General features: G+C 62.1%; 20 protein-coding genes, 2 tRNA genes and 2 rRNA genes. 6 read left to right on the plus strand and 18 right to left on the minus strand.

The window, feature by feature from the left end:
* Nucleotides 1-82: 82 nt before the first annotated feature.
* The 10 genes from ACF66B_RS05410 to ACF66B_RS05455 all read right to left on the minus strand — a co-directional run bounded on the left by ACF66B_RS05410 (nt 83) and on the right by ACF66B_RS05455 (nt 7,678).
* On the minus strand, nt 83-2,368 hold the full coding sequence (locus tag ACF66B_RS05410) for a PriCT-2 domain-containing protein (RefSeq protein ID WP_111432078.1): 2,286 nt from the start codon (nt 2,366-2,368) through the stop codon (nt 83-85).
* A complete protein-coding gene (locus ACF66B_RS05415) occupies nt 2,368-2,592 on the minus strand; it encodes a DUF6511 domain-containing protein (RefSeq protein WP_111432077.1) in 225 nt (74 codons plus the stop codon). The genes ACF66B_RS05410 and ACF66B_RS05415 overlap by 1 nt, the downstream gene beginning before the upstream one ends.
* Nucleotides 2,589-3,878, minus strand: a complete 1,290-nt coding sequence (locus ACF66B_RS05420) for a DEAD/DEAH box helicase (protein WP_392664274.1) — start codon at nt 3,876-3,878, stop codon at nt 2,589-2,591. Before ACF66B_RS05420 ends, ACF66B_RS05415 begins: the two co-directional genes overlap by 4 nt.
* Before the next feature lie 45 nt (nt 3,879-3,923).
* Nucleotides 3,924-4,328, minus strand: coding sequence for a DEAD/DEAH box helicase (locus ACF66B_RS05425; RefSeq protein WP_392664277.1), 405 nt, complete (start codon nt 4,326-4,328; stop codon nt 3,924-3,926).
* Complete coding sequence (locus ACF66B_RS05430; protein WP_111432083.1) at nt 4,322-5,266, minus strand: PD-(D/E)XK nuclease family protein; 945 nt, start codon at nt 5,264-5,266, stop codon at nt 4,322-4,324. Before ACF66B_RS05430 ends, ACF66B_RS05425 begins: the two co-directional genes overlap by 7 nt.
* Entirely contained in the window at nt 5,266-5,631 is a 366-nt protein-coding gene (locus ACF66B_RS05435) for a hypothetical protein (protein ID WP_111432076.1), read from the minus strand. Before ACF66B_RS05435 ends, ACF66B_RS05430 begins: the two co-directional genes overlap by 1 nt.
* Before the next feature lie 66 nt (nt 5,632-5,697).
* Complete coding sequence (locus tag ACF66B_RS05440) at nt 5,698-6,204, minus strand: DUF669 domain-containing protein (protein ID WP_111432075.1); 507 nt, start codon at nt 6,202-6,204, stop codon at nt 5,698-5,700.
* Nucleotides 6,205-6,226: 22 nt separating this feature from the next.
* The gene (locus ACF66B_RS05445) at nt 6,227-6,973 is read right to left on the minus strand and encodes an ATP-binding protein (RefSeq protein ID WP_111432074.1); all 747 of its coding nucleotides are present in this window, start codon (nt 6,971-6,973) and stop codon (nt 6,227-6,229) included.
* Nucleotides 6,973-7,458: a hypothetical protein gene (locus ACF66B_RS05450; RefSeq protein WP_111432073.1), complete on the minus strand. Its 486-nt coding sequence runs from the start codon at nt 7,456-7,458 to the stop codon at nt 6,973-6,975. The genes ACF66B_RS05445 and ACF66B_RS05450 overlap by 1 nt, the downstream gene beginning before the upstream one ends.
* A 10-nt stretch (nt 7,459-7,468) precedes the next feature.
* Nucleotides 7,469-7,678 (minus strand): AlpA family transcriptional regulator, encoded by a 210-nt coding sequence (locus ACF66B_RS05455; protein ID WP_021096360.1) that lies wholly within the window; start codon nt 7,676-7,678, stop codon nt 7,469-7,471.
* A gap of 227 nt (nt 7,679-7,905) precedes the next feature.
* Between ACF66B_RS05455 and ACF66B_RS05460 the strand changes: the two genes are divergently transcribed.
* Together ACF66B_RS05460 and ACF66B_RS05465 are read left to right on the plus strand one after the other, a co-directional pair.
* Nucleotides 7,906-7,979 (plus strand) — tRNA-Val (locus ACF66B_RS05460).
* Nucleotides 7,980-8,048: 69 nt separating this feature from the next.
* Nucleotides 8,049-9,482 (plus strand): hypothetical protein, encoded by a 1,434-nt coding sequence (locus ACF66B_RS05465; protein WP_162683472.1) that lies wholly within the window; start codon nt 8,049-8,051, stop codon nt 9,480-9,482.
* A gap of 515 nt (nt 9,483-9,997) precedes the next feature.
* On the opposite strand, the gene ACF66B_RS05470 is transcribed toward ACF66B_RS05465, so the two are convergent.
* The 5 genes from ACF66B_RS05470 to ACF66B_RS05490 all read right to left on the minus strand — a co-directional run bounded on the left by ACF66B_RS05470 (nt 9,998) and on the right by ACF66B_RS05490 (nt 14,453).
* Nucleotides 9,998-11,223, minus strand: a protein-coding gene (locus ACF66B_RS05470; protein WP_111432149.1) for an IS3 family transposase whose coding sequence is annotated in 2 segments (ribosomal slippage) — nt 9,998-10,881 and nt 10,881-11,223 — 1,227 coding nt in all. Because the reading frame shifts where the segments join, the coding sequence is not laid out codon by codon here.
* 53 nt (nt 11,224-11,276) lie between these two features.
* Nucleotides 11,277-11,918: a hypothetical protein gene (locus ACF66B_RS05475; protein ID WP_162683475.1), complete on the minus strand. Its 642-nt coding sequence runs from the start codon at nt 11,916-11,918 to the stop codon at nt 11,277-11,279.
* 133 nt (nt 11,919-12,051) lie between these two features.
* Nucleotides 12,052-13,038, minus strand: a complete 987-nt coding sequence (locus ACF66B_RS05480) for a hypothetical protein (protein WP_111432098.1) — start codon at nt 13,036-13,038, stop codon at nt 12,052-12,054.
* Entirely contained in the window at nt 13,013-14,200 is a 1,188-nt protein-coding gene (locus ACF66B_RS05485; protein WP_111432099.1) for a hypothetical protein, read from the minus strand. The genes ACF66B_RS05480 and ACF66B_RS05485 overlap by 26 nt, the downstream gene beginning before the upstream one ends.
* A 13-nt stretch (nt 14,201-14,213) precedes the next feature.
* Nucleotides 14,214-14,453, minus strand: coding sequence for a DUF2188 domain-containing protein (locus ACF66B_RS05490; protein WP_101341895.1), 240 nt, complete (start codon nt 14,451-14,453; stop codon nt 14,214-14,216).
* Nucleotides 14,454-14,554: 101 nt separating this feature from the next.
* On the opposite strand from ACF66B_RS05490, the gene ACF66B_RS05495 reads away from it, so the two are divergent.
* The 4 genes from ACF66B_RS05495 to ACF66B_RS05510 all read left to right on the plus strand — a co-directional run bounded on the left by ACF66B_RS05495 (nt 14,555) and on the right by ACF66B_RS05510 (nt 19,782).
* Nucleotides 14,555-14,911 (plus strand): helix-turn-helix domain-containing protein, encoded by a 357-nt coding sequence (locus tag ACF66B_RS05495; protein ID WP_392664286.1) that lies wholly within the window; start codon nt 14,555-14,557, stop codon nt 14,909-14,911.
* Nucleotides 14,911-15,843, plus strand: coding sequence for an ImmA/IrrE family metallo-endopeptidase (locus ACF66B_RS05500; RefSeq protein WP_111432100.1), 933 nt, complete (start codon nt 14,911-14,913; stop codon nt 15,841-15,843). The genes ACF66B_RS05495 and ACF66B_RS05500 overlap by 1 nt, the downstream gene beginning before the upstream one ends.
* An 82-nt stretch (nt 15,844-15,925) precedes the next feature.
* Complete coding sequence (locus tag ACF66B_RS05505) at nt 15,926-18,439, plus strand: AAA family ATPase (RefSeq protein ID WP_111432101.1); 2,514 nt, start codon at nt 15,926-15,928, stop codon at nt 18,437-18,439.
* The gene (locus tag ACF66B_RS05510; RefSeq protein ID WP_111432102.1) at nt 18,436-19,782 is read left to right on the plus strand and encodes a PD-(D/E)XK nuclease family protein; all 1,347 of its coding nucleotides are present in this window, start codon (nt 18,436-18,438) and stop codon (nt 19,780-19,782) included. Before ACF66B_RS05505 ends, ACF66B_RS05510 begins: the two co-directional genes overlap by 4 nt.
* Nucleotides 19,783-19,884: 102 nt before the next feature.
* Here the strand turns inward: ACF66B_RS05510 and ACF66B_RS05515 are convergent.
* From ACF66B_RS05515 to ACF66B_RS05525, 3 genes are all read right to left on the minus strand, one after another.
* A tRNA-Met gene (locus tag ACF66B_RS05515) sits at nt 19,885-19,961 on the minus strand.
* Between the two features lie 39 nt (nt 19,962-20,000).
* Nucleotides 20,001-20,116 (minus strand): 5S ribosomal RNA (gene rrf / locus ACF66B_RS05520).
* A 130-nt stretch (nt 20,117-20,246) separates the two neighbouring features.
* Nucleotides 20,247-23,083: ribosomal RNA gene (locus ACF66B_RS05525) — 23S ribosomal RNA — on the minus strand.
* Nucleotides 23,084-23,232: the final 149 nt, after the last annotated feature.

A 23,232-nucleotide genomic window follows, 5' to 3' on the forward strand; every position in this document is an offset into this window, starting at 1 on the left:
TTCCGTTTCGGGACAGAGGCTTGGGCAGGACCTTCCTTCAAATGAAGGATGGGGGCCGTTGAAGGAAGCATCGTCACGGCCCTCACCGCATCGCCCGGAAGCGCATGGCCTTCCGCCCCCCGGTTTCCTGCTCGACCGTGGCGATGTCGCCGCTCTCGACCAGCGTGAGCAGGATGTCGTCGCGATCGCGCGCCCGGAGCCATTGCGAGGCGCGGGTCAGCTCGGACTTGGTGACGCCGGCCGCCCCTGCCTTGCGGATGATCTCGCGCAGGCGTTTCAGATGCGCCTCGGTCTCGGTGTCGGCGACGTGGCGCTCGACGGCGTCGATGGTGCGCCGTGCGAAATGGCGCACGAAGTCGATGGCCCAGACGGCATCCTCGACCCGGATGACGGGGTGGACCGCATCGCGTCCCACGGCGAGGATGAGCGCGACCTTGGCCGCGTTCTCCGCGATCCGGGCGAGGATCGGCGTCTGGAATGTGCCTGCCGCGGCCCTGAGCTCGGCTGTGATCTCCTCACCCAGCGCGTCGAAGCGCGCCTGCGCGTCGTCGTCCATCGGCACCGTCATCGGATCGACGGCGGTCTCGGGACCGGAGGTCTTGCCGGCCAGGTTTCCGCTGGTCCGGCCACCGCCCTCGGCGAGTCGCTGTAGCCCCTCGATCAACGGCCGCGGCGAATTGCGAAGCCCGGCTCGGCGGTTCTCGTCCGGATAGTCCTCCTCGCTCGGCAGGATGATGAACCGGGCGAGCGAGCCGTCCACCACGTTGGCGCCCTGCAGCGCCCCCCAGAAATGCAGCGGCGTCGTCGTGCCGTAAACGCAGAGGCAGGGCTGGACGATATCGCGGCGCTCGTTCGAGCCGTCCCGGTTGGCGTATTCCGCGCCGAGGAAGACTCCGCAGGCTGCGGTGTAGAGCTCGGTCATGTTGTCGAGGATCTCGGTGACATGGCGCGGGCTGCGCTTCCGGTCGGCCGCCGCCGCGAGGAACATCCCGAACTCGTCGATCTGGAACAGGATCGCCGGCTGACGGTGGAGCGCGGTCAGCAGCCCTGCGCCCGAGGCGATCTTGTTGCCGCCGAGGTGGTGCGCCAGCCCCGCCGCGAAGAACAGCTCGTTGACGACCTCGCGGGCGTGGTTCTTGCCCGACCCGCTGTCCGCGATGCCGACGACATAGAGGTTCGTGCGCAGGTCGGTCGCCGTGCGGTAGCGCCGCCCCATCAGCGCGCCGAGGGCGCAGAGGCTCGCGCCCACCGCGAGAAGCGGCTGCGGTCTGCGCGCGGTGTCGATCATGTACCGCGCGAGATCGCCCACGAGCCCGCCCGGGATCGTCAGCGTGAAGGACGGCGCAGGCGGGAGGATCGGCATCGGGGCTTCGGGCTGGGCGAGCCGCGCGAGAAGGCCCGCCGCGGGATGCGCGTCGGCCGCACAAGCCTTCTGACTGCCGTCGAGCAGCAGGTCGGGGTCGGGGCGCCAGCCCTTCTCCATGGCGAGGTGATAGATCGTGCCGGCGCCGATCCGCGCGGGCCTGAAGCTCGCCCATGCCTTGGCCGTCGCGGCGGGCTCGTTCTTGGCCGCCTGCGCCGACCAGTCGGCGAAGAGCGTCGCGCCCTCCTCGCCCAGCGCGCCCTTCAGCGCCATGCCGATGCGCATCCAGCTGTCGTAGTCGAGCTCGGCGTTCGGCAACCAGGCGAGCGCGCTCCGGATCGCCGCCACCGTGCCGGCTTGTGCGTGCGCCGGCAGACAAGGATGCCCGGCCCCGTTCGCGCCCTTCGCACCGAGGCTCTTCGGGCGCAGCTCGGGCGGGATCAGTGCCAGCGCCTCGTCGAGGAAGGCCGCCGCCTGTTCGGCGTCGATTTCGGGCAGGCTCTCGATGTCGAGATCCGCAAGCCCCTCGTCCGGCCAGGCATAGGGCAGGCCGGTGTCGGGATGCTCGGCATAGGCCACGAACTGCTGTCCGAGGCAGAGCATTTCCAGGGGCGCGCGCCGGATCCCGGCGAAGGGCTCGGTCGTGCGATAGACCAGCAGCCGCTTTGGCGGCTTGCCGATCCTGAGCGCCGGCGTGTCGCCCAGCTGTTCGCGGGCGAGCCGCTCGATGCGGAGCGCCAGGTCGCCATCCTCGGCGATATCGATGTCGAGCGCGGCGACCGCACCGCCGACGAGCCCGACGCCGCAGTCGGGCCAGGTCGACCAGGTTGCGACCTCGATCTCGGTCGTGGCGCGGCTCGCATGCCGGTTCCACTGCGGGTAGTCGTGCCAGGCCGCGCGGGCGAACTGGCCGGGCTTCTTGGTGCCGGGCGCGATCGGCAGGATCGCGTAGCCGTTGGTCACGAGACGCGCGCCGACGCGCGCCATCCACGAGGTGTCCGCCATCAGAAGGGCACCTCCGAGATCATGCCGTCGAGCCGCGCGCGATCCTTCGCCGCCAGCTCGCGCAGGTGGTCGCAGTAGCCGGTGACGATCACCTCGACGAAGGTGTCCCACTCCTCCTCGCTAAGCTGGGCGAGATCGGTCCGGCCGAGGCTGTCGAGATAGGCGCCGCCGGCCTTGCCGCCCTCGACCATGGCCGCCGTCTCATTGGGGGTAGGATCGATCATGCCCGACCTCCGGTGGCAGATGTCCTGGCAAGCCCGGCTGCAGAGGTCTCTGCGACTCGTGTCGCGCCGCGGGTCGGAGACGCGGAAGCGCGCGTCGAACCAGCCCCAGCCACGGGGTTCTCGGTGGCAAACGGCGCAGAGCCCGGCACGGACGTAAGGCATGGGGCGAACCTGTAGGCGGTGATTTCTGTGAAGCGGCCCGCGGGGCGAACGGCGATCTCGGTGGGGCGGCGCAGCCGGTCGGCCAGCATGAGCGCCTCGTCGACGGACTCGGGCACCTCCAGCTCGGGCGCCCGCTCGCGCCACCAGCTCGCGGCCTTCCGGCGCGGATAGCCCTCATGCTCGAAGCAGACCCATTCCGTGTGGAATGCGAGACCGCAGCGGTAGGTGACCTTCAGCGAGACCCGGCCGCCCCGCTTCTCGTGGCGGCTGTAGGTGACGTCGGTGACGCCGACCCATTGCGGCTTGCCGGTAGACAAAACCTCCAGCGTCGAGGCGGTCGGCTCCAGCTTCACCTCGCGGCCGGGGAACTCGAAGCCGCAGCCTGGACATTCGAGGGCCGCGATGGCCACGATGGTCCCGCACTCGGGGCAGATCTTGGTGGGCGGCGGGCCGTCGCCCTGACCACCCGGCCGCTTCGGCCGCACGAGATCGATGGGGCCATGCCGGCGGACATTGCCCGCGAAATCGAGAACGAGGCAGTTCTCCTTGCCCTCGGCGAGCCGCGTGCCCCGCCCAGCCATCTGGACGTAGAGCCCGGCCGATTTCGTGGGCCGCAGCATGTCGATCAGGTCCACGGCCGGCGCGTTGAAGCCCGTTGTCAGCACGCCCATCGACGCCAGCGCCCTGATCTCGCCGCGTTTGAAGGCGGCGATGATCGCGTCACGCTCGTCCTTGGGCCTCTTGCCGAAGATGGTGGCGCAGCTCACCCCGCGTCGGCGGAACTCCTCGGCGACGTGGGTGGCGTGGCGGACGCCCGAGCAGAAGGCGAGCCAGGACCGGCGCGTCTCTCCATGCGCGATCACCTCGGCCACGGCCGCGCGCGTGATGGCGTCCTGGTCGACCGCGTCCTCGAGGTCGCGCGCGATGAACTCGCCGCCGCGCGATCCCACGCCGGTCACGTCGAGCCGGGTCTTCGTCTGCTTCGAGATCAGCGGGGAGAGATAGCCCTGATCGATCAGGTCGCGGACCGACACCTCGTAGGCGATGTCGGTGAAGAGCGCATTCTCGCCCTCGTGCAGCATGCCGCTGTCGAGTCGGAAGGGCGTCGCCGTCAGACCGATCACCTTGAGCGCCGGGTTGATCGCCTGCAGGTCATTGAGGAAACGGCGCTACATGGTGTTCGACCGGCCGGGGATCAGATGGGCCTCGTCGATCAGCACCAGATCGGCATGGCCGATGCGCGTCGCCTTGTCGTGGATCGACTGGATGCCGGCGAAGAGGATCCGGGCCCGCGCGTCGCGGCGGCCGAGACCGGCCGAGTAGATGCCCGCCGGCGCCTCGGGCCAGAGCCCCAGCATCTCGGCATGGTTCTGCGCGATCAGTTCCCGAACATGAGTGACGACCAGCACGCGCTGGTCCGGCCAGGCCTTGAGAACGCCGTCGATGAAGGCGGCCATGACGAGGCTCTTGCCGCCGGCCGTGGGGATCACGACGAGCGGGTTGCCGCTCTCCTTCTCGAAATAGCCGTAGATCGAGGCGATCGCGGCCTGCTGGTAGGGGCGCAGGGTCAGCATGCGGCGGCCTCCTCTTCGCGGGCGTCGTTGGTCCAGGGGGAGCCGTCGCGCATGCGGTAGGAGACGAAGTCCTCGCCTGGGTCGGTCACCTCGCCGGGGACCAAATCGGGGATGAACAGGTGCCGGGCGCAGGCGCGGCGCTGGTCGGCCGGGTCGATCAGCCGGTCGTGGCGCGCGCAGTGCCAGCCACCTTCGATGGGCGTCGAATGCAGGCAGGACCGGCAGGTGACCGCCGCGGCATCCTCGCCGTGGCAGAGCCCATGGTGGTCGCAGAACCGGCACTCGAACCAGGCGGGATCCGCGCTGATCCGTTCGGGCGGATGCTGGGCGAAGATGATCCGCCCCGCCTTCTCGAGCAGGCGCTCGCCCATCTCGGGGTCGGCCGGGACGCGCTCGATGTGCAGCGCGTCGGTGTCCTTGCAGACCGCGACGTAGAGCGCCCGCGTGATGCCCGTCAGGTGCATGTACACCTGCATCTGCGCGGCGTGCTGGGGCTTGGCGAGCGCGACGCCCTTGGCGACCAGCTCGGCGAAGCTCTTCGCGGAATGCGTCTTGAACTCGACGACGTGCCAGGTCTTCGGCGCCTCCAGGAGCCCGAGGGCGACGGCGTCGAGCGAGCCGCCGAAATGCCCAGCCAACGCCTCGACGCGGAACTGCCGCCCGGTCTCGGGATCGACCTCCAGCACCGTCGCGCCGGTCGCGCGCAGGTCGCGGACGAGCCGGGCCTCTTCCAGCTGGCCGGTCTCGAACAGCCGCAGGATGCGGCCGGTGTGCCGCGCGGGCGTCGCCCAGCGGAAGTCGTACGAGAGCGCGCGGGCGCAGGACTTGCCAATCAGCGAGGCGCCGAGGTGGTCGCGGAAGCCGTCGCCCTGCCGCGCCTCGAAGGAGGCGTAGATCGCGGAGAGGGTCGGCGTCGGGGGTTCGGGAAGCTCGGCCATCAGCATGCCTCCTCCCGCTCGAGCCGCGCCCGCGCCTCCGCCAGCACCGCGGTCCAGGCGGCGCTGTCGTGGCGTTCCCGCAAGACGGCGATGATCATGTCCTTGAGCCGTTCGCGCCTACGGCGACCGCCCTGACGGGCCACGATCTCGGCCCGCTCGCGATTGAGATGGCGCAGCGCCGTGCGCGCGCGGTGAAACCAGTCGGGGTCGATCGGCTTTGCCGTCCGCTGCCGCGTCAGATCGGCGGTCGCGATCTGCGTGCGGATCTTCGCGATGGCGTCCTCGATCTCGATCAGGCGCCGGGTGTCATCAGGCAAGCCGGGGGCGTTCGCGGCCGCGCAGGCCGCGTCAGTAATGTTGGTCATGGTCGGTCTCTCGGGTCTGGCGATGTCCGGACCGCCGCGGATCTCAGCCCGCGGCGGCCGAGGGCGTCAGCTCTTGCGGTTCCAGGGCGCGGTGGCCGGGCGGGCGGGCGCCGACTGCGGGGGCGCGCTGGCCGACTGCGTCGCGGCGGGCCTGGGCGAGGTCGCCTGCGCCGGGGCCTCCGGCACCAGGTAGCGGATCGTGTTGCGCTCGCCGTAGCCGTCCTTCGGGGGCTTCACGCCGACCTGGATCGTCATCGGGATCAGGTGCAGCTCCTCGCTGTCGTTCACCTGCAGCTTGCCCGTGGCGTGGCAGATAGCCGACAGCGTGCGCTGCGCGATCTCGACCGTGGTCGGGTTGGCGTTCACCAGGTTCAGCTGGTCGAAGACCTTGCGGCCCTGCTGCGGCCCCTCGAGGATGTCGAGCATCAGCCAGAGATACTTCCCCATCCCGTTCTTCGTGACGCGCATCTCGCTCTCGACGATCTGGGCGCGATACTTGCCCGCGGGCAGGATCTCGTAGGCGGTGTTGGGCTCGATGCCGGCGGCGTCAAAGGCGGTGTCGAAACGTGCCATCGTTCTGTCCTTTCAGTCGTAATCAGGCGGATTGGGGCATGGCGGCCAGGAACTCCGACCACTCGAGCGGCAGGGTTTCCGGCAGGCCGTAGCGGTTCTTGGCGAGGAAGGCGGGGCGCTCCTCGGTGTGCATGACGCGCGCACCGGACCCGAGCGCCCGGGTCACCTTCTTGTTGAAGCCCACGTCGGACTTGCTGACCGAGATCCGGTAGTTGGCGAAGAGCACCACGTCCGAGTGCTCCTGCAGCAGCGCGGAGGCGCGAGCCTGCAGCTTGATCACGTAGCGGTCGTAGGGTTCGTGCTCGGGGCTGTCGAAGCGCTTGATGTCGGTGTGTGCGATCTGGATGACCGCCATGCCCTTCCGGTCGCGGAGCGCATTCAGCCTGTCGATGTACTCGCGCCAGATGTTCAGCGCCTCGGCGTAGCCCTTGCCGAATCCGGGGCTTTCGATCGACTGCCAGCCGTTGCGCCGGCAGGCCTCGGCCCAGATCAGCGGCTCCAGCCAGTCCACGCTGTCGATGACCACCGTCGAATAGGGGTGGTCCTCGTCGAGCAGGGCGTCGAGCGCCTCGGCGACCTCAGCGTAGCTCGTCGCCAACGGGAAATGCGGCACCTGCAGCTTGCCGAGCCCGTCCTCGGTGAGGACGAACACCGGCGCGTCGGCGGACGCGGCGAAGGTGGATTTTCCGATTCCGGCGACGCCGTGGATCAGCACGCGCGGCGGCCGCAGAGCCGTCGAGGTTTGCAGGGATGCGAGCGAGATGGCCATCAGCGCACCTCCTCGCCGAGCAGCAGCCGGAACTTCGGCTTGGCCGTCCGGACCGTGCGCGCGGGCCCGAACTCCTGGCGGATGTCCGTGGGCCAGGCGGTGTACTTGCGCTCGGGGACGCTGAACGCGATGTCGACGTACTCGGCGGGATCGGCGCCATCGGCCCGGATGCGCTCGACCAGACCGGCGAGCATTGCCTGGTCCCAATCGACCCGCTTGGCGAGCTCCGCGACTACCGTGACCGGGCCGTCCTGCATCCTGACAGTGCCGGTGTCCTTGCCCTCCGCGTGGCGCGCCTCCTGCGCCTGGTCGCCATATTTCAGCGCGATGGCGCCATCGAGCCAGTCGCTGAGGCTCTTGGCAGCGCGCAGCCGCTCGTCGGCGTCCTGCTTCAGGAGGGCCAGCTGGTCGCCCGGCAGAGCGGCGATCTCGCCGACCGGCATGGTGGGAATGTCGTCGAGGGAGATGCGGTTGGGGATCGTCATGGCCGCCCCCTCACGCCAGCTTCACGGCGGGCTTGTCGGCCGTGCTCGAGCAGTGCCGGTTGGCCTCGTAGGCCTCGACATCCTCGAGCCGGTACACGACCCGGCCGCCGATCTTGATGAAGGCGGGGCCCTCACCGGTCCAACGCCAGCGCTCCAGCGTGCGCGGGCTGATCTTCCATCGAGCCGCCAGCTCGACCTGGTTGAGATGCGTGACTGACATCGTCGTCTCCTTCGCGATTGGCCGAATGCCTGCGAACGAGACTGGGGTGTGCGAGGGGAGGAGAACGGGAGGGTGGAGGGAGGGGAGACGGGAGGAATGCTGACGCGCCCAATCTCACCCTTAACGAAGCATGCCTGGTATCGACCGTTGCGCTTGGCCCAGCCGATGCCCTAGAGTGCACCTAGCCGAGGGGCACAAGATCCCGAGGCTGTATGCCCGTATGGGTACGCGGGATGGAGCAGTCCGGTAGCTCGTCAGCTTCACAAGCTGAAGGTCGCAGGTTCAAATCCTGTTCTCGCATATCAGGCGAAAGCCCACTTGGGGAGAGGATGCTTTACGCACCTCTTCCCATTAACTAAGTATCGCAACTATGTTTCTCTCAGCCGTTCTTCCCTTTATCGATTTCCGCTCCCTTCAAGCGGATGGGCCAAAGCTGCTAGAGGTACCTACTTGGCCGGCTGCGACCGCGCTTGCATCTGCCAACGGCCAAGTCTTCCAACGAAACTTCGGGAAGGTCATTCCTCGACCACTAAAGGGCCTGCCCGGATGGATTGGTGAGTCAGACATTTGTCAGTTTAGAAAGTCTGCGAAGTTTGACGTCGATGGCCTCTATGCAAAATGCGTCAGAAAGAGACTGTATTTTGACGGAACCTATTGCGGTTACGTTTCTTTCCTTTTTTCGCTCCAAGGAAACAGATATGGCGAAATAAACCCGCTGAAGGCGGAGCAAATTTGCAAAAAAGTTCTCAATATTGAAATCTCGTCACGTCATTTTCCAAGCGGCGCTAAGGTGAGACTGGGCGCATCAGGACCCTACCTTGCACGCACATTCGCCTTGGGCGGATCCTCAATCACGTCTGCCGAATTTGAGAGCCTGCCGTGGGAACCGGCAACGTTCAGTGGTGACCCAATACTCTTTCAAGAGGGAAACCAGCATTCTCTTGATGCCTTTCATAGGCGCTGGCAAACTTTTATAAGTGATAAGCACTGGATATTCTATAAGCCTATTTCCGTTAGCCATAATTTAACGTGCCACAATTTCATCCTGCCGAGAGAAAGTGCATCAAAAGACTTCTATGTTCGCAAGTCTCGGATTGTGCTAGGAAGACTCTATTTGGAAGCGCTCTTTCTGCGAAGCGCGATGAGCTTCATAATTAACAACGATCTGTCTTCGCTCCCTCCAGATCAGAGAATGATATTCGCCGAGAGGCTGAATGAATGTCTTTTGCGACTATATGGCCGAAAGCGCCCACGTAGTGGCATGGAGGCTGATGATTATGAAGAAATCCGGAAGACCTTTGTCGGTTTGTTTGACGAATCTCGGCTTCAGGATCTCGAGCGGAGCTTGCGTCTGCTCGGCGCGCGCCGCAACCTACGATGGCTGCTGGCATCCAGTGACCTCTTTGAAGATGAGGCGGCGAAACGAATAATTCTAAATCTGGAGGGAGAAATGACCAAGAAGGAAACGCATTTCCACGGCCCTGTAGGGGTCGCAGGTGATGGCACCACTGCTTCGAATTTTTCTGTAAACCAAGACAATCGAAAAATTGTTCTTGGCCAAGACAAAGAAGAGCTTATGAGGGAGCTCGATCAGCTGAAGCTATCGCTTGCAAGCGAAATCGATCGACCGGAAAGCGTTGAGGCTATTCGCAACCTCAACGAGGCGTCGAAGGCTATCGAGGCAGAGCAGGAAGGTCAGGCCACGTCCTATCTCAAATCTGCAGGTAAGTGGGCCCTCGACAAAGCCGAAAAAATTGGCGTTTCGGTAGCTGCTGCGGCCATCCGTCACTCGCTGGGCATCTAGTCTTCGCACGTAGTGCAGATGTCACCAGTTCGATTGAGGTTCTGGAGAGATTTCCAAGAAGAACATTGCTTTGAAGGAGAGGGCATCCTGGCCCTCTCCTCGCTATATGCGCCCCAAGGGGCTTAGCGTGCCGGCATCAAGATAGGATAGCTGCTCTGGCGTCATTTGGCTCGCGTATGTTCTGAATAAGTGATCCCAAACCAGGCGGCGCTGCTCAAAATGCTCCGGATCGGATGGGTTGAAAGTACAGCGAGAACCCGCGCCGGGGAGATTGACGCTGACACTCGCGCGCATCGCCGTACGATCCGTAATGGTGAGGTACTGGGGCCTCTCTTCAAGATACTGATTTATTAGGGTTATGTGCCCCAATACTTCCCTCACATCGAGAATGTCCAGCGGGCGTTTGGGCATAGACTGGGCAATGCTGTCGTTGAAAATATTGAGTGCTCCACACGAGTCATTCAAGGCGGCAATCACTGCGACTTGCCTGGACTTGCCCCTGTTTCACCGGACAGTCAGGCGGTTTCGGTTCTGGCCCTGATGAACTCGCGAGGCGAGCGCCACTTCAGGCCTGAGTGCGGGTGGTTGTCGTTGTAATCCTCGATCCAGTTTCCAATCAACGAGAGAGCGGTTGCGGCGTCAGGTAGTGGCGTGACGCGGACATAGTCGCGCTTCAGCGTCTTCACGAAGGCCTCCGAGATGCCGTTCGACTGGGGGCTGCCCACCGGCGTGAAACATGGCTTGAGGCCGAGTTTGCGGGCGAAGATGCGGGTTTCCTTCGCGGTGTAGGCGCTGCCGTTGTCGGAGAGAACCTCGATGATCTCGGGAGCGCGATGTGTCCCGAACCGGCGCTCCACGGCCTCGAGCAGCATGTCGCGCACATCCGATCCGCTGATCCCGGCTCCAGTGAGCGCGCGCCAGGCAATCACCTCGCGGTCATGGGCGTCGATAAGGAAGGCGGCCCGGATGATGTCACCGTTCCAACAGATGAATTCCAGTCCATCGGAACACCATCTGAGGTTCGAGCGCAGCATGATCACCTTGCCGTCATGGGTGCGCTCGGGACGAGGGAGGCCGCTGCGCTCCAGGAGCAAGGCGTTGTTCTTCATGATCCTGTAGATGCGCTTGTGGTTGGTGGGGGAAAGTCCCTCCGCCCGCAGCTCCCGGTTCAGAACCGCGGTGATGCGGCGATAGCCATAGGTCGGGCGCTCCGCCAACAGGCGTTTGATCCGGGGCAGCAGCGTCGCGTCGCCTGCCTTTCGGTAGGCGCTCCGCGGCTTCGCGCTTCCCGTCATCCGTTCATGCAGGTTCGAGCGGGACACGCCCAGCGTCTCGACCACCGCCTTCATCGTGAACCGTCCTTCGGCAAGGACAGCGCATGCAAGGTCGGTTTTTTTGACCTCGATTTTTCGAGGGCTTCCTTGAGGATCTCGGCCTCAAGCGTCTTGCGCCCGAGTTGCCGCTCCAGCTCCCGGATGCGCGTCTCCATCTCGCGAACGGTCTTGTTGCTGGTCACGTCATCGTCGCCGGTCACCGCGACACTCCCTCCCTCCAGCATCAGCTTCCGCCAACGATACAGGAGATTGGGGGCCACGCCATGGCGGCGGGCGACCGCCGATATGCTGTCGCGTCCATCCAGTGTTTCTTCAACAATCCGGAGCTTCTCCTCTGCAGACCGGCGCTGCCGCCGGCCTCCATCAGTGATGATCTCAAATTCAGACATAAGTACGTGCCCAGGCATATGCCTAAGCCTCCATGGCTATGCCTGACTGTCCGGTCGAAACAGGGGCCAGTTCATTGCCCCACTCGCACCATCATAGTGCTCGCCTCATGGAAAGTGACAAAATCGAAGGGTTCCGAACCGTCTTCAGGCAAAACAAAGAACAACATTGAGCCGAGCGCCTTTGGATCGATACTCAGTTCAGGGAAGGCTAGTCGACACAGGCTGTTGACGTGATGATGGACGAACCAATCGCGCCCCTCTCCAAGTCGGTATTGTTTCCGATTTTCCTCATCATAGTGAGTTATAAAGACATCTTTATAGAGGCTCTTGAAGTGCAACAACGAAAGCCAGCAATAGAGCTTTTCATGGAATTCATAGTCTCGAAAATCATCCTTCAGCCGCCTTGGCCACTCAAGCAGCCTGTCACGAATAGGCTTTTCAATCTGCTGACCAAGGAACGCATTACAGGTGGGGCAGCAGGGCACGGTATGCCTTCGATAAGCCAATTGAGTTTGATCACCAATGGTAACAGACTGGTCGAATAAGTCGTATTGCTTAAGAATCCACCTTGGAATTACATTCTCACGGGTCGCTCCAACTGCGTCCATGTCGCGAAGGCAGAGAAAGCAACTTTCTCTCGTCTCCATCGCCTCAATGAAGTCGTCAATGGACAGAAAGAGTGGCCGCTCGTCTGGTAATCGAATAGTTTCCATCTCTTAGTCACCGACTTCCGCACCTGGCATTTTCGTCAAAAGGATGCTCACATCTAGTAACACGATCAAGCGCAAACCTGGCAGCGAGGTCAGCCAGACTGCGGTTCTGCCGCGGCAGCCAAGCTCCCAGCACTTAAGCAGTGTGAATGATTTGATCTTGCAGGAGCTCCCTGATGCGAAGCCTGCAAGACCCGCCGGTCGCCTCGATCAGGTCCCGCCAATCCTCATGATCCTTGAAGATATCTCTCATCCGGCTAGACGACTTGAACTCCAAGTCGGCAAACATCACCTCAGTGCTGACGCTTTCCATGCCATCTTCCCATGCATTGAAAAGGTACTCGACGATCTGGCGCCGCTTGTCGCCGCTGAACTTGAACTCCCTCTCGCCCAGCCAGACATGGCGGAACCCTGCCGCGTGACGCACGGGATCGGCCGCTCGGGAAGCCGCGCCGGTCTTCAACTGCGCCGCGAGGTAGGTGGGTTCAATGATGAGCCGCGCGCTGTGGTCCACCAAGTCATCCAGCGCGATGATCTGGTGCCTTGACAGCTCGGCTTCGGCGAGACCGTGGATCGCCGAAGTTGTCACCACGACCCTGAAATCCACAGGAGGACGGCCACGGAGATAAGCGACGACCTGCCGCCAGACATCCCGATTGGTCAGCCTCCGCGCGAACCAGACCGGGACCCGACCTCCGCGACTAGGCAATCGGACATCGCCCAATTCCCACAAGATGCGTGAAATGCGTTCAGCCGGCCGAGCCTTGACCGGTAGATCAAGCCGAGCCGCAACCCGCTGAAGAAAGGCCAGAGAGTCGATCCGATAGACTTGGAGGCGGTTCTCTTCGACGGTTACCCATCCCGCCGCAGGACTGAAGTAACCGTAGGCTTGATGCTCGGGCAACCATTCGAGGCGCACAGGTTCATCGTCGTGGTCGGTCAGCGATGTGGCGGCCGGAACGGGCCCATCCGGCACCAGGAGACCAGCGCCGATCAGAGGCACGGCGCTGGCGGCATGATAGTCGCTCAGGACGGCGCCGGCGATCCGCGCCTCCTCTGTCTCGACGATGCTGACGAAAAGCCTCGCGGCTCGCTCATCAATCTTCGACAACGACCGGGTCATCGACCAGAATTCCCCAGCGGCGCAGGTACTTCTCCCCGATCACCTGCTCTTCCTCGGTCTGATCCTTGAGGTTGCAGCCGTGCGGCATGGTGATCGTCAGCGGCAGCGTGCGGCCGCGACGAGCCCCCGGTTTCCGATGGAACTTGATCGCCAGCTTCGCCTGCGTTGCCACCCAGCCGCCAGTGAGCGGATTGCCGGGGCCAAGCCGAGCCTCCGCCATCGTCCAGATGTTGCGGTCAGCCTTGCTGAGGCATTCCAGAGTAACGCGTTCCCCGACGGCGTCGATTGGCATCAGTCTCAGCTGGCGAATCTCGACCCGCTCGATCCCGTCCTCGACATCGGTCGGGAAGGAATGCGGCGCCAAGAGCACCACGAGATCGTAGTGCCGCATCGGCACCTTCTCGTCCCTGAACTCCACGCCGAGAAGGTCCCGCGCCAGAAACTGCGCCATCTCGGACCGGCTTTCGCGATCGCTGGCGACGACCTCGATCACCCCGGTCGCGGGCTCATAGGTCATGGCAGCCTCAAAGACGGGCCGGTAAGGCTGGCGCACCAGCTCTCCATCGTCATCAAAGGCGAAGTGATCGTCCGGCAAGCCCTCCCGGTAGACCGTGATCTGCACGAGCTCGCAGTCGTCGCCGTCGAAGGTGGGCCGAATACGCTCAAAGATGTCGACATGGACGTTCTTCGACGCAAACCTCTTCCGAAGCGCCGCCTTGAATGCATCCAGAGCATGCGCGTCGCGACAGACGTTCAGGTTCGCATCGCAGATGAAGCCATCCCAGCTCCGCCCGCGACGGCGCTCATCGGTGAAGCGAACCTCCTCGGCATGCCGGAACCGGTCACGGTCGTGGAGGAAAAGCCACAGCGACCGGGCGTGGCCATTCTCGAGTTCGTCGAGAACTTCCCGATCGTCGATGACGCTATAGAGCGCCGTCTGGCCGGCATCGTCGGCCATTGCGCTGACACGCTCGCCATCGTTGATGATGCGGCCCCGAGCTTCGTCGTCCATTTCGTCGACGGCCTGAAGCAAGGGCTTCACGACCTCCGGTTCGGACGCGTCCCAATCCACCGGCGTCGGCAACACGATCCCGGTCTTTGTGAAATAGTCCCGCAACCAGGCAGGAGGGGTGTTGCGGATGAAGTTCGTCACCGACGCCATGCCCTACACCTCCTCAGCCCTTGATGTTGCGGGGATCGTTGCCGTGCGAGTCCGACTGCGCGATCCGCCCATCACGGTTGTGGATCTTCAGCTCGGTCTCGGCATTGCGGCTGATTTCGCGCGCGCGCTGAACCGCCTCCTGCTTGGTGTCGAAGTGCCCGCTGGAACGCGACGCTCCGCCACGACGGACATCCCATCCACCATCCGCGTTCGGCACGACGTGATGCGTGCCCGGTTTCTTGCCTTCAGCCATTCTGGCCTCCTTGTCTGGTTTCCGCGTGAATCAAAGTTCGGACTAACGAACCTGCGCGGAAGATAGGGATTGCGCGTATGGCGTGTCAAGGACTAGATGTATTGCAAAAACGAACCACCGATGGAGAGGAGTTCACCGTGCCAACACCGCTGGGGGAGCGCGTTCGCGAGCTGCGACGAAAGCGCGGCCTCACCCTGGAGGGACTCGCCGAGCGGGTCGGATCCAGCAAGAGCTACATGTGGGAGATAGAGAACAAGGAGGTCGCGCGACCCTCGGCCGAAAAACTGGCCCTGATCGCTACCGCGCTCGGCACCACCGTCGAGTTCCTGCTGGTTGGCGATGGAGAACAGGAGGAGGAGAATGCTGAAGACGTTGCCTTCTTCCGAAAATACAAAAAGCTCGACGCTCCAGTGAAAGAGCGCCTGCGCAAGATGCTGGATATACTGGACGACGACTGATGACGGACGGAATGCGCAAATCTCCGCAGGAGGAGGCTAATCGGCTCTCAAACCTCCTTCGCCTGGCTCTCGGAGAGGACCGTTTTCCTGTCGACGTCGAAGCTCTTGCCCGCGAGGTGTCGCGGAACAACGAGGACCCAATCGGCAAGATCGTCGGTGGGGAGCTACCGGGCTTCGAGGGGATGCTCCGGCCGCATCGAAGGCGCCCGGAATGGCACATCGTTTACAACGACGACCCGCGCTATCGCGGCCGTGTTCGGTTCACCATCGCCCATGAATTCGGCCACTATCAGCTGCATCGGCCGCCCCTGACCGGCGAGGACTATGTGAGCGGCACCCTCGAGCGCGATTGCGACTTCCAATGTAAGCCGCTGCGACCCAGCGCATGGCAGGATGCAGAAAGGCAGCGCGAGGAGGAGGCCGACACGTTCGCATCCTTCCTTCTGATGCCGCTCGATGACTACCGCGAACAGGTGGACGGCGAGGAGATGACCGTCGACCTCCTGAATCACGTCACAGACCGCTACGGCGTCTCGCTCACGGCCGCCTGTCGGAAGTGGATCGACTTCACGGACAAACGGGCAGCCATGGTCGTCGCGCGCGACGGCTACGCGAACTGGGGTCGTGCGAGCAGAGCCGCCCTCAAGACTGGGATTTTCGTTCGATCGGGGATGCCGATTCCTGACAACGCGCTGGCTACCATCGGCGCCGACGAAAGGGGGTTCGTTTCGAGCAGTCCCGTTTCGCAGCCGGCAGGAGTATGGAGATTCAGCCGAGGATCCGAGCCCGTGCGAGAGTTGGCCATGGTATCCGAGTTCCTCGATCTGTCCTTAACTATCCTGCAGTTCGACGACGCCGTCGATGTCAGAGAGATCGATGATGAAGAACCTTGGGACTCGTGTGACCAATTTCAGTCTAGTCGCGGATCCTGAGATCAATGTTCATATCTCCCTAAAACCTCAGTTGCCTAATCCGGCATCGGTTCCGTGAAATCCAAGATATTGCGATCTGTGAATGACAAAAGAGCACGAATTTAAGACATGGCTTGAACAAGGCGGAGCTCAGACAGAAGCGGGCCGCAATTCGCGGGCTTACGCGATCCGAACCATTGAGCGGAACCTTTCGGCGCTTGGAATGCCGCACCGGGATCTCGACGAGGCATGGGAAGCCGACAGGTTCGAGGCGCTGCGCGAGCGTCTGCGCAAAATTCGGGAGGATGCCCGGACCGGCGGTCAGGACTATCGGATCTTGATGCCGGACTCCGACAATCCGCACAACAGGCTCTCAAATTGGGGTAGCTGGTTGGGGCAGTACGGGCGGTTCCTGGCGGGTGACCCTCCGGGAGCAGCCAAGGACGCTGATCGGATACGGCAATACGTACTCGAGCACTACATCGAGCCCTCGCGTGAGGAAGGTCACGACCAAGTCGACGTGCTCGTCCGCGACGTGAACGAAGCACTTGGGCTCAAAGAGGCCTGGCCGAATATCTGCCAAGCTCTGGCCGGACGTATGTTCCAGGACATGGCGCAGATCCCAGAGCCTGAACGGATCGGGGCCGACCAAAGCTCAGCCACGGTGTTCCGCTTCAAGCTTGATGAAACTGTTCAGTCCAATGACAGCCGCCCCTTCGTCCTTTTCGATGCGACGGGTGCCCCGTTTCAGCCGGTCAGGAACTACAACCGCAGCAGCGGCGTATCGGCATTTCGGATCAAGCCGCGAGGCGCCGGGAACAAAGCGGATGAGGCTATTGAGGCCGAAAACATCGTCGATGTCGCACGGGCGATGCTCGTCGACGGCCTCGCGTCACGGGTCAAGGCGATCGCCGGTGGACCCGTCAATTACCTGACCTACGGAGGCGACAAGCTTGTTCGCTACGAGCTCTCTCCGGAGATTGCTCAGGCAATCGGTGTTCCCCCACGTGGCGGCGTGAATGGAACGAGCAGCGCTGACGACGATCGCGCGACTGACGCCAAGATCCAGAAGGGATTCGCCCCCATGAACCTCATTCTCTACGGGCCGCCCGGCACCGGCAAAACCTTTAATACCGCGGCCGAGGCGGTGCGGCTGTGTGGCGAGCCCGTCCCGGCGGATCGGGCCGAGCTCATGGCAGTGTACCAAAGGCTGTTGGCGGACGGGCGCGTAGAATTCGTCACCTTCCACCAGTCGATGAGCTACGAGGAGTTCGTCGAGGGACTGCGTCCCGACACACAGGGAGTAGAGGGTCAGGAGCTTGACGCGGACGAACTGGATGCAGTGGGTTTTCGCCTCAAGATCGAGGATGGCATCTTCAAGCGGATCTGCGAACGGGCTCGATTGGATCCCGGCGAGGGTTCGGGCGATCGCCGGCTCGATCGAACGCGTCCAATCTTCAAAGTTGCCCTCGGAAGACGCTTCCAGGAAGAGGAGCAAATCAAGCGCGCTCTTGATGCAAACGAAATCCGCCACGGCTGGAGTGGGAAGATCGATTGGTCGGATGAGCGATTTGAAGACTGGGCTGAAATCAAGACCGAGCTGGAACGCCGGACCGGCAAGGAGATCAGCGGCCATGCTGGCGAGCTCGTCTGCACCTTCTCATTTCGGTCCGATATGCAGGTGGGTGACTATGTCGTAGTTTCTGATGGTCGTGACAGAATGCGTGCCTTCGGCACGATCGCGAGCGACTACTTCTTCGAGGCTGATGCTGAACACCATCCCCACCGCCGGAGAGTCGAATGGCTTTGGCGCGATGACCAAGGAACGGAGCGTGCGAGATTTTATCCGAATGGTTTCCGGCAACATACCGTCTACAAATTGAACGGCGCTCTGGTCGAATGGGACGGCTTGGAGCAAGTCGTTTTCGGCGTGGACAGGTCGATCCCTGCGGAAGGCGCTAGGCCCCATGTCCTCATCATCGACGAGATCAACCGGGCGAACATCTCCAAAGTCTTCGGTGAGCTCATTACGCTCCTCGAGCCCGACAAGAGGCTTCGTGCTGAAAACGAAATCCGGCTTACGCTGGCCTATTCGAAGCGGCTATTCGGCGTGCCGGCAAACCTTCATGTAATCGGGACCATGAACACCGCGGACCGATCCATTGCGCTTCTCGACACCGCGCTCAGGCGTCGCTTCATTTTCCGGGAGATGATGCCGGATGTATCCCGCCTCGCAGATGCCGCTCAGAAATGCGGGGTCGATCTGCCGCGACTTCTCGCCACGATCAATGAGCGGATTGAGTATCTCTACGACCGCGAACACCAGATCGGACACGCCTACTTCACTGCGTGCAGTTCGCGAGCAGATGTCGACGAGGTCATGCGCCACAAGGTCATCCCGCTCCTCGCGGAATACTTCTTCGAAGACTGGGCAAAGATCGCAGCGGTGCTCGGCGACCTGGAACCGGGTGAGGGTTCGATCACCGGTGGCTTTCTCAAGCGTGCGATCCTGAAACCGCCTCCGGGCCTCGAGGACGGCGATTCTGTCGCCCGGTTTCGCTGGCAGGTTCGATCCGTAGATGAGGGCTTCGACTACACCAAGTTGGTCGGGAAATGATCCGCCGCACGATCCGCGAGTGGGAGCGCATCGCCTACGGGCCCGGCGACACCGAGATCGCGGAGACGCAAGCAGACCGGCTTGCCGCGGTTGCGAGGGCATCGACCTTCTCCGGGCGCGGGGGTGAGGGTGTTCTGGAACACGGGCGAAAGGGGCTCCGCGCACGTGGCGTCGTCGGCGTCATAGCTACCCCCGGCTGCCAACTGGAGATTCTCCCAAAGATCGAGGGGGGCGGCGAGAGCGGGGTGACGGATGCCGTACTCAGGCAGCGCCTCATCCACATGCTTGCGGTAGCCTACGATCTGCCAATTGAAGCGGGCGCAATGACGCAGCTCGGCTGGCAGCGCGAGACCGTGCTCGAACTTCTGATCCGTCTGTTCTGTGCGAAGCTGACCGACGCGGTTCGGCAGGGGATGCCACGCCACTACCTCGAACACGAAGATGACCTGCCTGCGCTTCGAGGACGCCTGGACGTTACACGGCAGTTCTCGACGCTCGCGGTCTCACCACAAAAGCTGGCGTGCCGTTTCGATGCTCTGTCGCCGGACATAGCGCTGAACCAGGTGATGCGGGCGGCAGTCAGCAAGCTGTCGCGCTTTTCCGGTGCACCGGATAACCAGCGCGCGCTGCGCGAACTAAGCTTCGTGTACGCCGACGTAGCCGACGTCCGTCCGAACGCCCTCCGCTGGGACCGGATCGTCCTGGACCGCACCAATCGTCGTTGGCGGGATCTCCTGTCTCTCTCGCGCCTCTTTCTATCGGACCGGCACCAGCAGACGAGCGCGGGGACCATAGACGGTCACGCGCTACTCTTCGAGATGAACGTCTTGTTCGAAGCATACATCGAACGGACCCTGTCGCGTGCTCTGGCCGGCACGGGCTTCCGTGTGTCGTCGCAAGGCGGCCATCGGAATTGTCTCTACGAGGGCGAGACCGGCCGCTTCCGCACAAGGCCGGACCTCATCGTCCGGCAGGGCGAGAGGATCGTGCTGATCATCGACACGAAGTGGAAGCGCATGACGCCACGGATCGACGATCCAAAGCAGGGGGTCAGCCAGACGGACGTGTACCAGCTGATGGCATATGGCAGGCTCTACGACTGCCCGAACGTCGTACTGCTGTACCCCCATCATGGAGAGCTGCCGCCAGATCCGATCCGCCGGCAGTACTCGATCGCGGCAAGGGGGGCGGACGAGACACTTATCGTCGCCACTCAAGACCTCGCCGGCCAACAGCGAGACCATAGGGATGCACTTCGTCAGCTGGTCATGGACTGCTTGGCAAACGAAAGTGGGCAGGAAGCACCCGATCATCACAGCAGCATGCTTTACGAAGCGATATGAAGGACTTCGGTCCCTCTTGCTTCCACAGTGCTTCCACGGGTGGCGGAAACGCGAACGCCGCCCCGGAGGGCGGCGCGTAAGCGTTTGGAAACGCGGGTATTTTGGTTGCGGGGGCAGGATTTGAACCTGCGGCCTTCAGGTTATGAGCCTGACGAGCTACCGGGCTGCTCCACCCCGCGGCAGGGCATGGTGAAGAGAGAGAAAGGTGCGTTTTACAGGCCTGGCGGTGACCTACTCTCCCACGTCTTGGGACGCAGTACCATCGGCGCCGTGGCGCTTAACGGCCGAGTTCGGGATGGGATCGGGTGTTTCGCTCGCAGCTGTTGCCACCAAGCCAGTAAAACGCACCGTATGCGCAAGTCTTTCGGGCTTGCGTTTCGGTGAGACGAGACTGTCTTTCCTGTCGTATTCCGGGTCAAGGGCTTCCTGTCCGGGAAGGGGCACGTGCCTCTCTTCCACTGGATCGGATCAAGCCTGTCGGGCGATTAGTATCGGTCAGCTGAGTGCATTGCTGCACTTACACCTCCGACCTATCGACGTGGTGGTCTACCACGGCCCTCAAGGGAGACCTGGTTTTGAGGGGGGCTTCCCGCTTAGATGCCTTCAGCGGTTATCCTGTCCGCACATAGCTACCCTGCACTGCCGTTGGCACGACAACAGGTCCACCAGTGGTGCGTTCACCCCGGTCCTCTCGTACTAGGGGCAACTCCTCTCAAGTCTCCTACACCCACGGCAGATAGGGACCGAACTGTCTCACGACGTTCTAAACCCAGCTCACGTACCACTTTAAACGGCGAACAGCCGTACCCTTGGGACCTTCTCCAGCCCCAGGATGTGATGAGCCGACATCGAGGTGCCAAACACTGCCGTCGATATGGACTCTTGGGCAGTATCAGCCTGTTATCCCCGGCGTACCTTTTATCCGTTGAGCGATGGCCCTTCCACTCGGGACCACCGGATCACTATGGCCGACTTTCGTCTCTGCTCGACTTGTCAGTCTCGCAGTCAGGCGGGCTTATGCCATTGCACTCGACGAGCGATTTCCGACCGCTCTGAGCCCACCATCGCGCGCCTCCGTTACTATTTGGGAGGCGACCGCCCCAGTCAAACTACCCGCCACACAGGGTCCCGGAACCGGATAACGGTCCGCGGTTAGACATCAAGCGAACAAAGGGTGGTATCTCAAGGGTGGCTCCACGGGAACTGGCGTCCCCGCTTCGAAGCCTACCACCTATCCTGCACATTGCGCGCCTGATGCCAGTGTGAAGCTGTAGTAAAGGTGCACGGGGTCTTTCCGTCTGACCGCGGGAACCCCGCATCTTCACGGGGAATTCAATTTCGCTGAGTCTGCATTGGAGACAGCGGGGAAGTCGTTACGCCATTCGTGCAGGTCGGAACTTACCCGACAAGGAATTTCGCTACCTTAGGACCGTTATAGTTACGGCCGCCGTTTACCGGGGCTTCAATTCAATGCTTGCACATCTCCTTTTAACCTTCCGGCACCGGGCAGGCGTCAGACCCTATACGTCGCCTTGCGGCTTCGCAGAGTCCTGTGTTTTTAGTAAACAGTCGCCACCCCCTGGTCTGTGCCCCCCGCCAACGCTTGCGCGCCAACGGGGCCTCCTTCTTCCGAAGTTACGGAGGCATTTTGCCGAGTTCCTTCAATGCAGTTCTCTCAAGCGCCTTGGTATGCTCTACCAGTCCACCTGTGTCGGTTTCGGGTACGATCTTATGGAGGGCTATTTCCTGGAACCACTTCGAGGCCTGATCAATCCGATAAGATCAGACAACAGCCGCGATCCGTCACTTCCTCCTGGCTCTGGAATATTAACCAGATTCCCATCGACTACGCCTTTCGGCCTCGCCTTAGGGGTCGGCTCACCCTGCTCAGATTAGCTTTAAGCAGGAACCCTTGGACTTTCGGCGAGAGTGTCTCTCACACTCTTTGTCGCTACTCATGTCAACATTCTCGCTTCTGAATGCTCCACCGGATCGCTTACGCGCCGGCTTCATCGCAAACCCTCTGTCTTCGCATGATCCCTTGCAGGACCATGAAGAGACATAGGGTTTATAGACAGAACGCTCCGCTACCGCGTGCACAAAGTGCACACCCTGAGCTTCGGCTCGTGGCTTGAGCCCCGTTACATCTTCGCCGCAGGACCTCTTGTTTAGACCAGTGAGCTGTTACGCTATCTTTAAAGGATGGCTGCTTCTAAGCCAACCTCCTGGTTGTTTTGGAAGTCCCACATGCTTTCCCACTTAGCCACGAATTGGGGGCCTTAGCTGCAGGTCAGGGTTGTTTCCCTCTCCACGACGGACGTTAGCACCCGCCGTGTGTCTGCCAGATAGTACTCTTCGGTATTCGGAGTTTGGTTAGGATCAGTAAGACTGTGGGTCCCCATTACCCATCCAGTGCTCTACCCCCGAAGGTATTCATCTGACGCTCTACCTAAATAGATTTCGCGGAGAACCAGCTATCTCCGAGTTTGATTGGCCTTTCACCCCTAGGCACAACTCATCCCGACCTTTTTCAACAGGTGTGGGTTCGGACCTCCAGTGCGTGTTACCGCACCTTCATCCTGGTCATGCCTAGATCACTCGGTTTCGGGTCTGATCCCACGAACTCATGCGCCCTATTAAGACTCGCTTTCGCTGCGCCTACGCCTAGCGGCTTAAGCTTGCTCGTGAGACCAAGTCGTTGACCCATTATACAAAAGGTACGCCGTCACCCCTCAAGGAGGCTCCGACTGTTTGTAGGCGTCCGGTTTCAGGAACTGTTTCACTCCCCTTGTCGGGGTGCTTTTCACCTTTCCCTCACGGTACTGGTTCACTATCGGTCAGCAAGGAGTACTTAGCCTTGGAGGGTGGTCCCCCCATCTTCGAACAGGATTTCACGTGTCCCGCCCTACTTAATACGTCCGATCATGCTTCGCATACGGGGCTGTCACCCATATCGCCCAGCTTCCCAACTGGTTCTGCTCACATTCACGGCTCGGCTGGTCCCCGTTCGCTCGCCGCTACTAGGGGAGTATCTGTTGATTTCCTTTCCTACGGGTACTGAGATGTTTCAGTTCCCCGCGTTCGCTCTTTTAACCCTATATATTCAGGTCAAAAGTACCTGGTTCACCGCACTATCGACTGGAAGATCCAGACAATAATGAAGTGTCAGGTGGGTTGCCCCATTCGGAGATCCCGGGATCAAAGGGTGCTCTCGCCTCCCCCGGGCTTATCGCAGAGTGCCACGTCCTTCATCGCCTCTTGCTGCCAAGGCATCCACCAAACGCCCTTCTCGCGCTTGATCCGATCCAGAAGAAGACAGGCCCTTTTGTGCGAGGTGGTTCAAACCTCAACCTGCCCCTTGGTCTCCTGGACGGAAGTCTCTTGACCCGATGAACTCGCGTCCATCGGCATGCAGGCAACGGCCCTTCTCTCGAAGACAGCCAGAGCCCG

It is taken from the genome of Amaricoccus sp. B4 (assembly GCF_043226085.1).
GTDB lineage: Bacteria > Pseudomonadota > Alphaproteobacteria > Rhodobacterales > Rhodobacteraceae > Amaricoccus.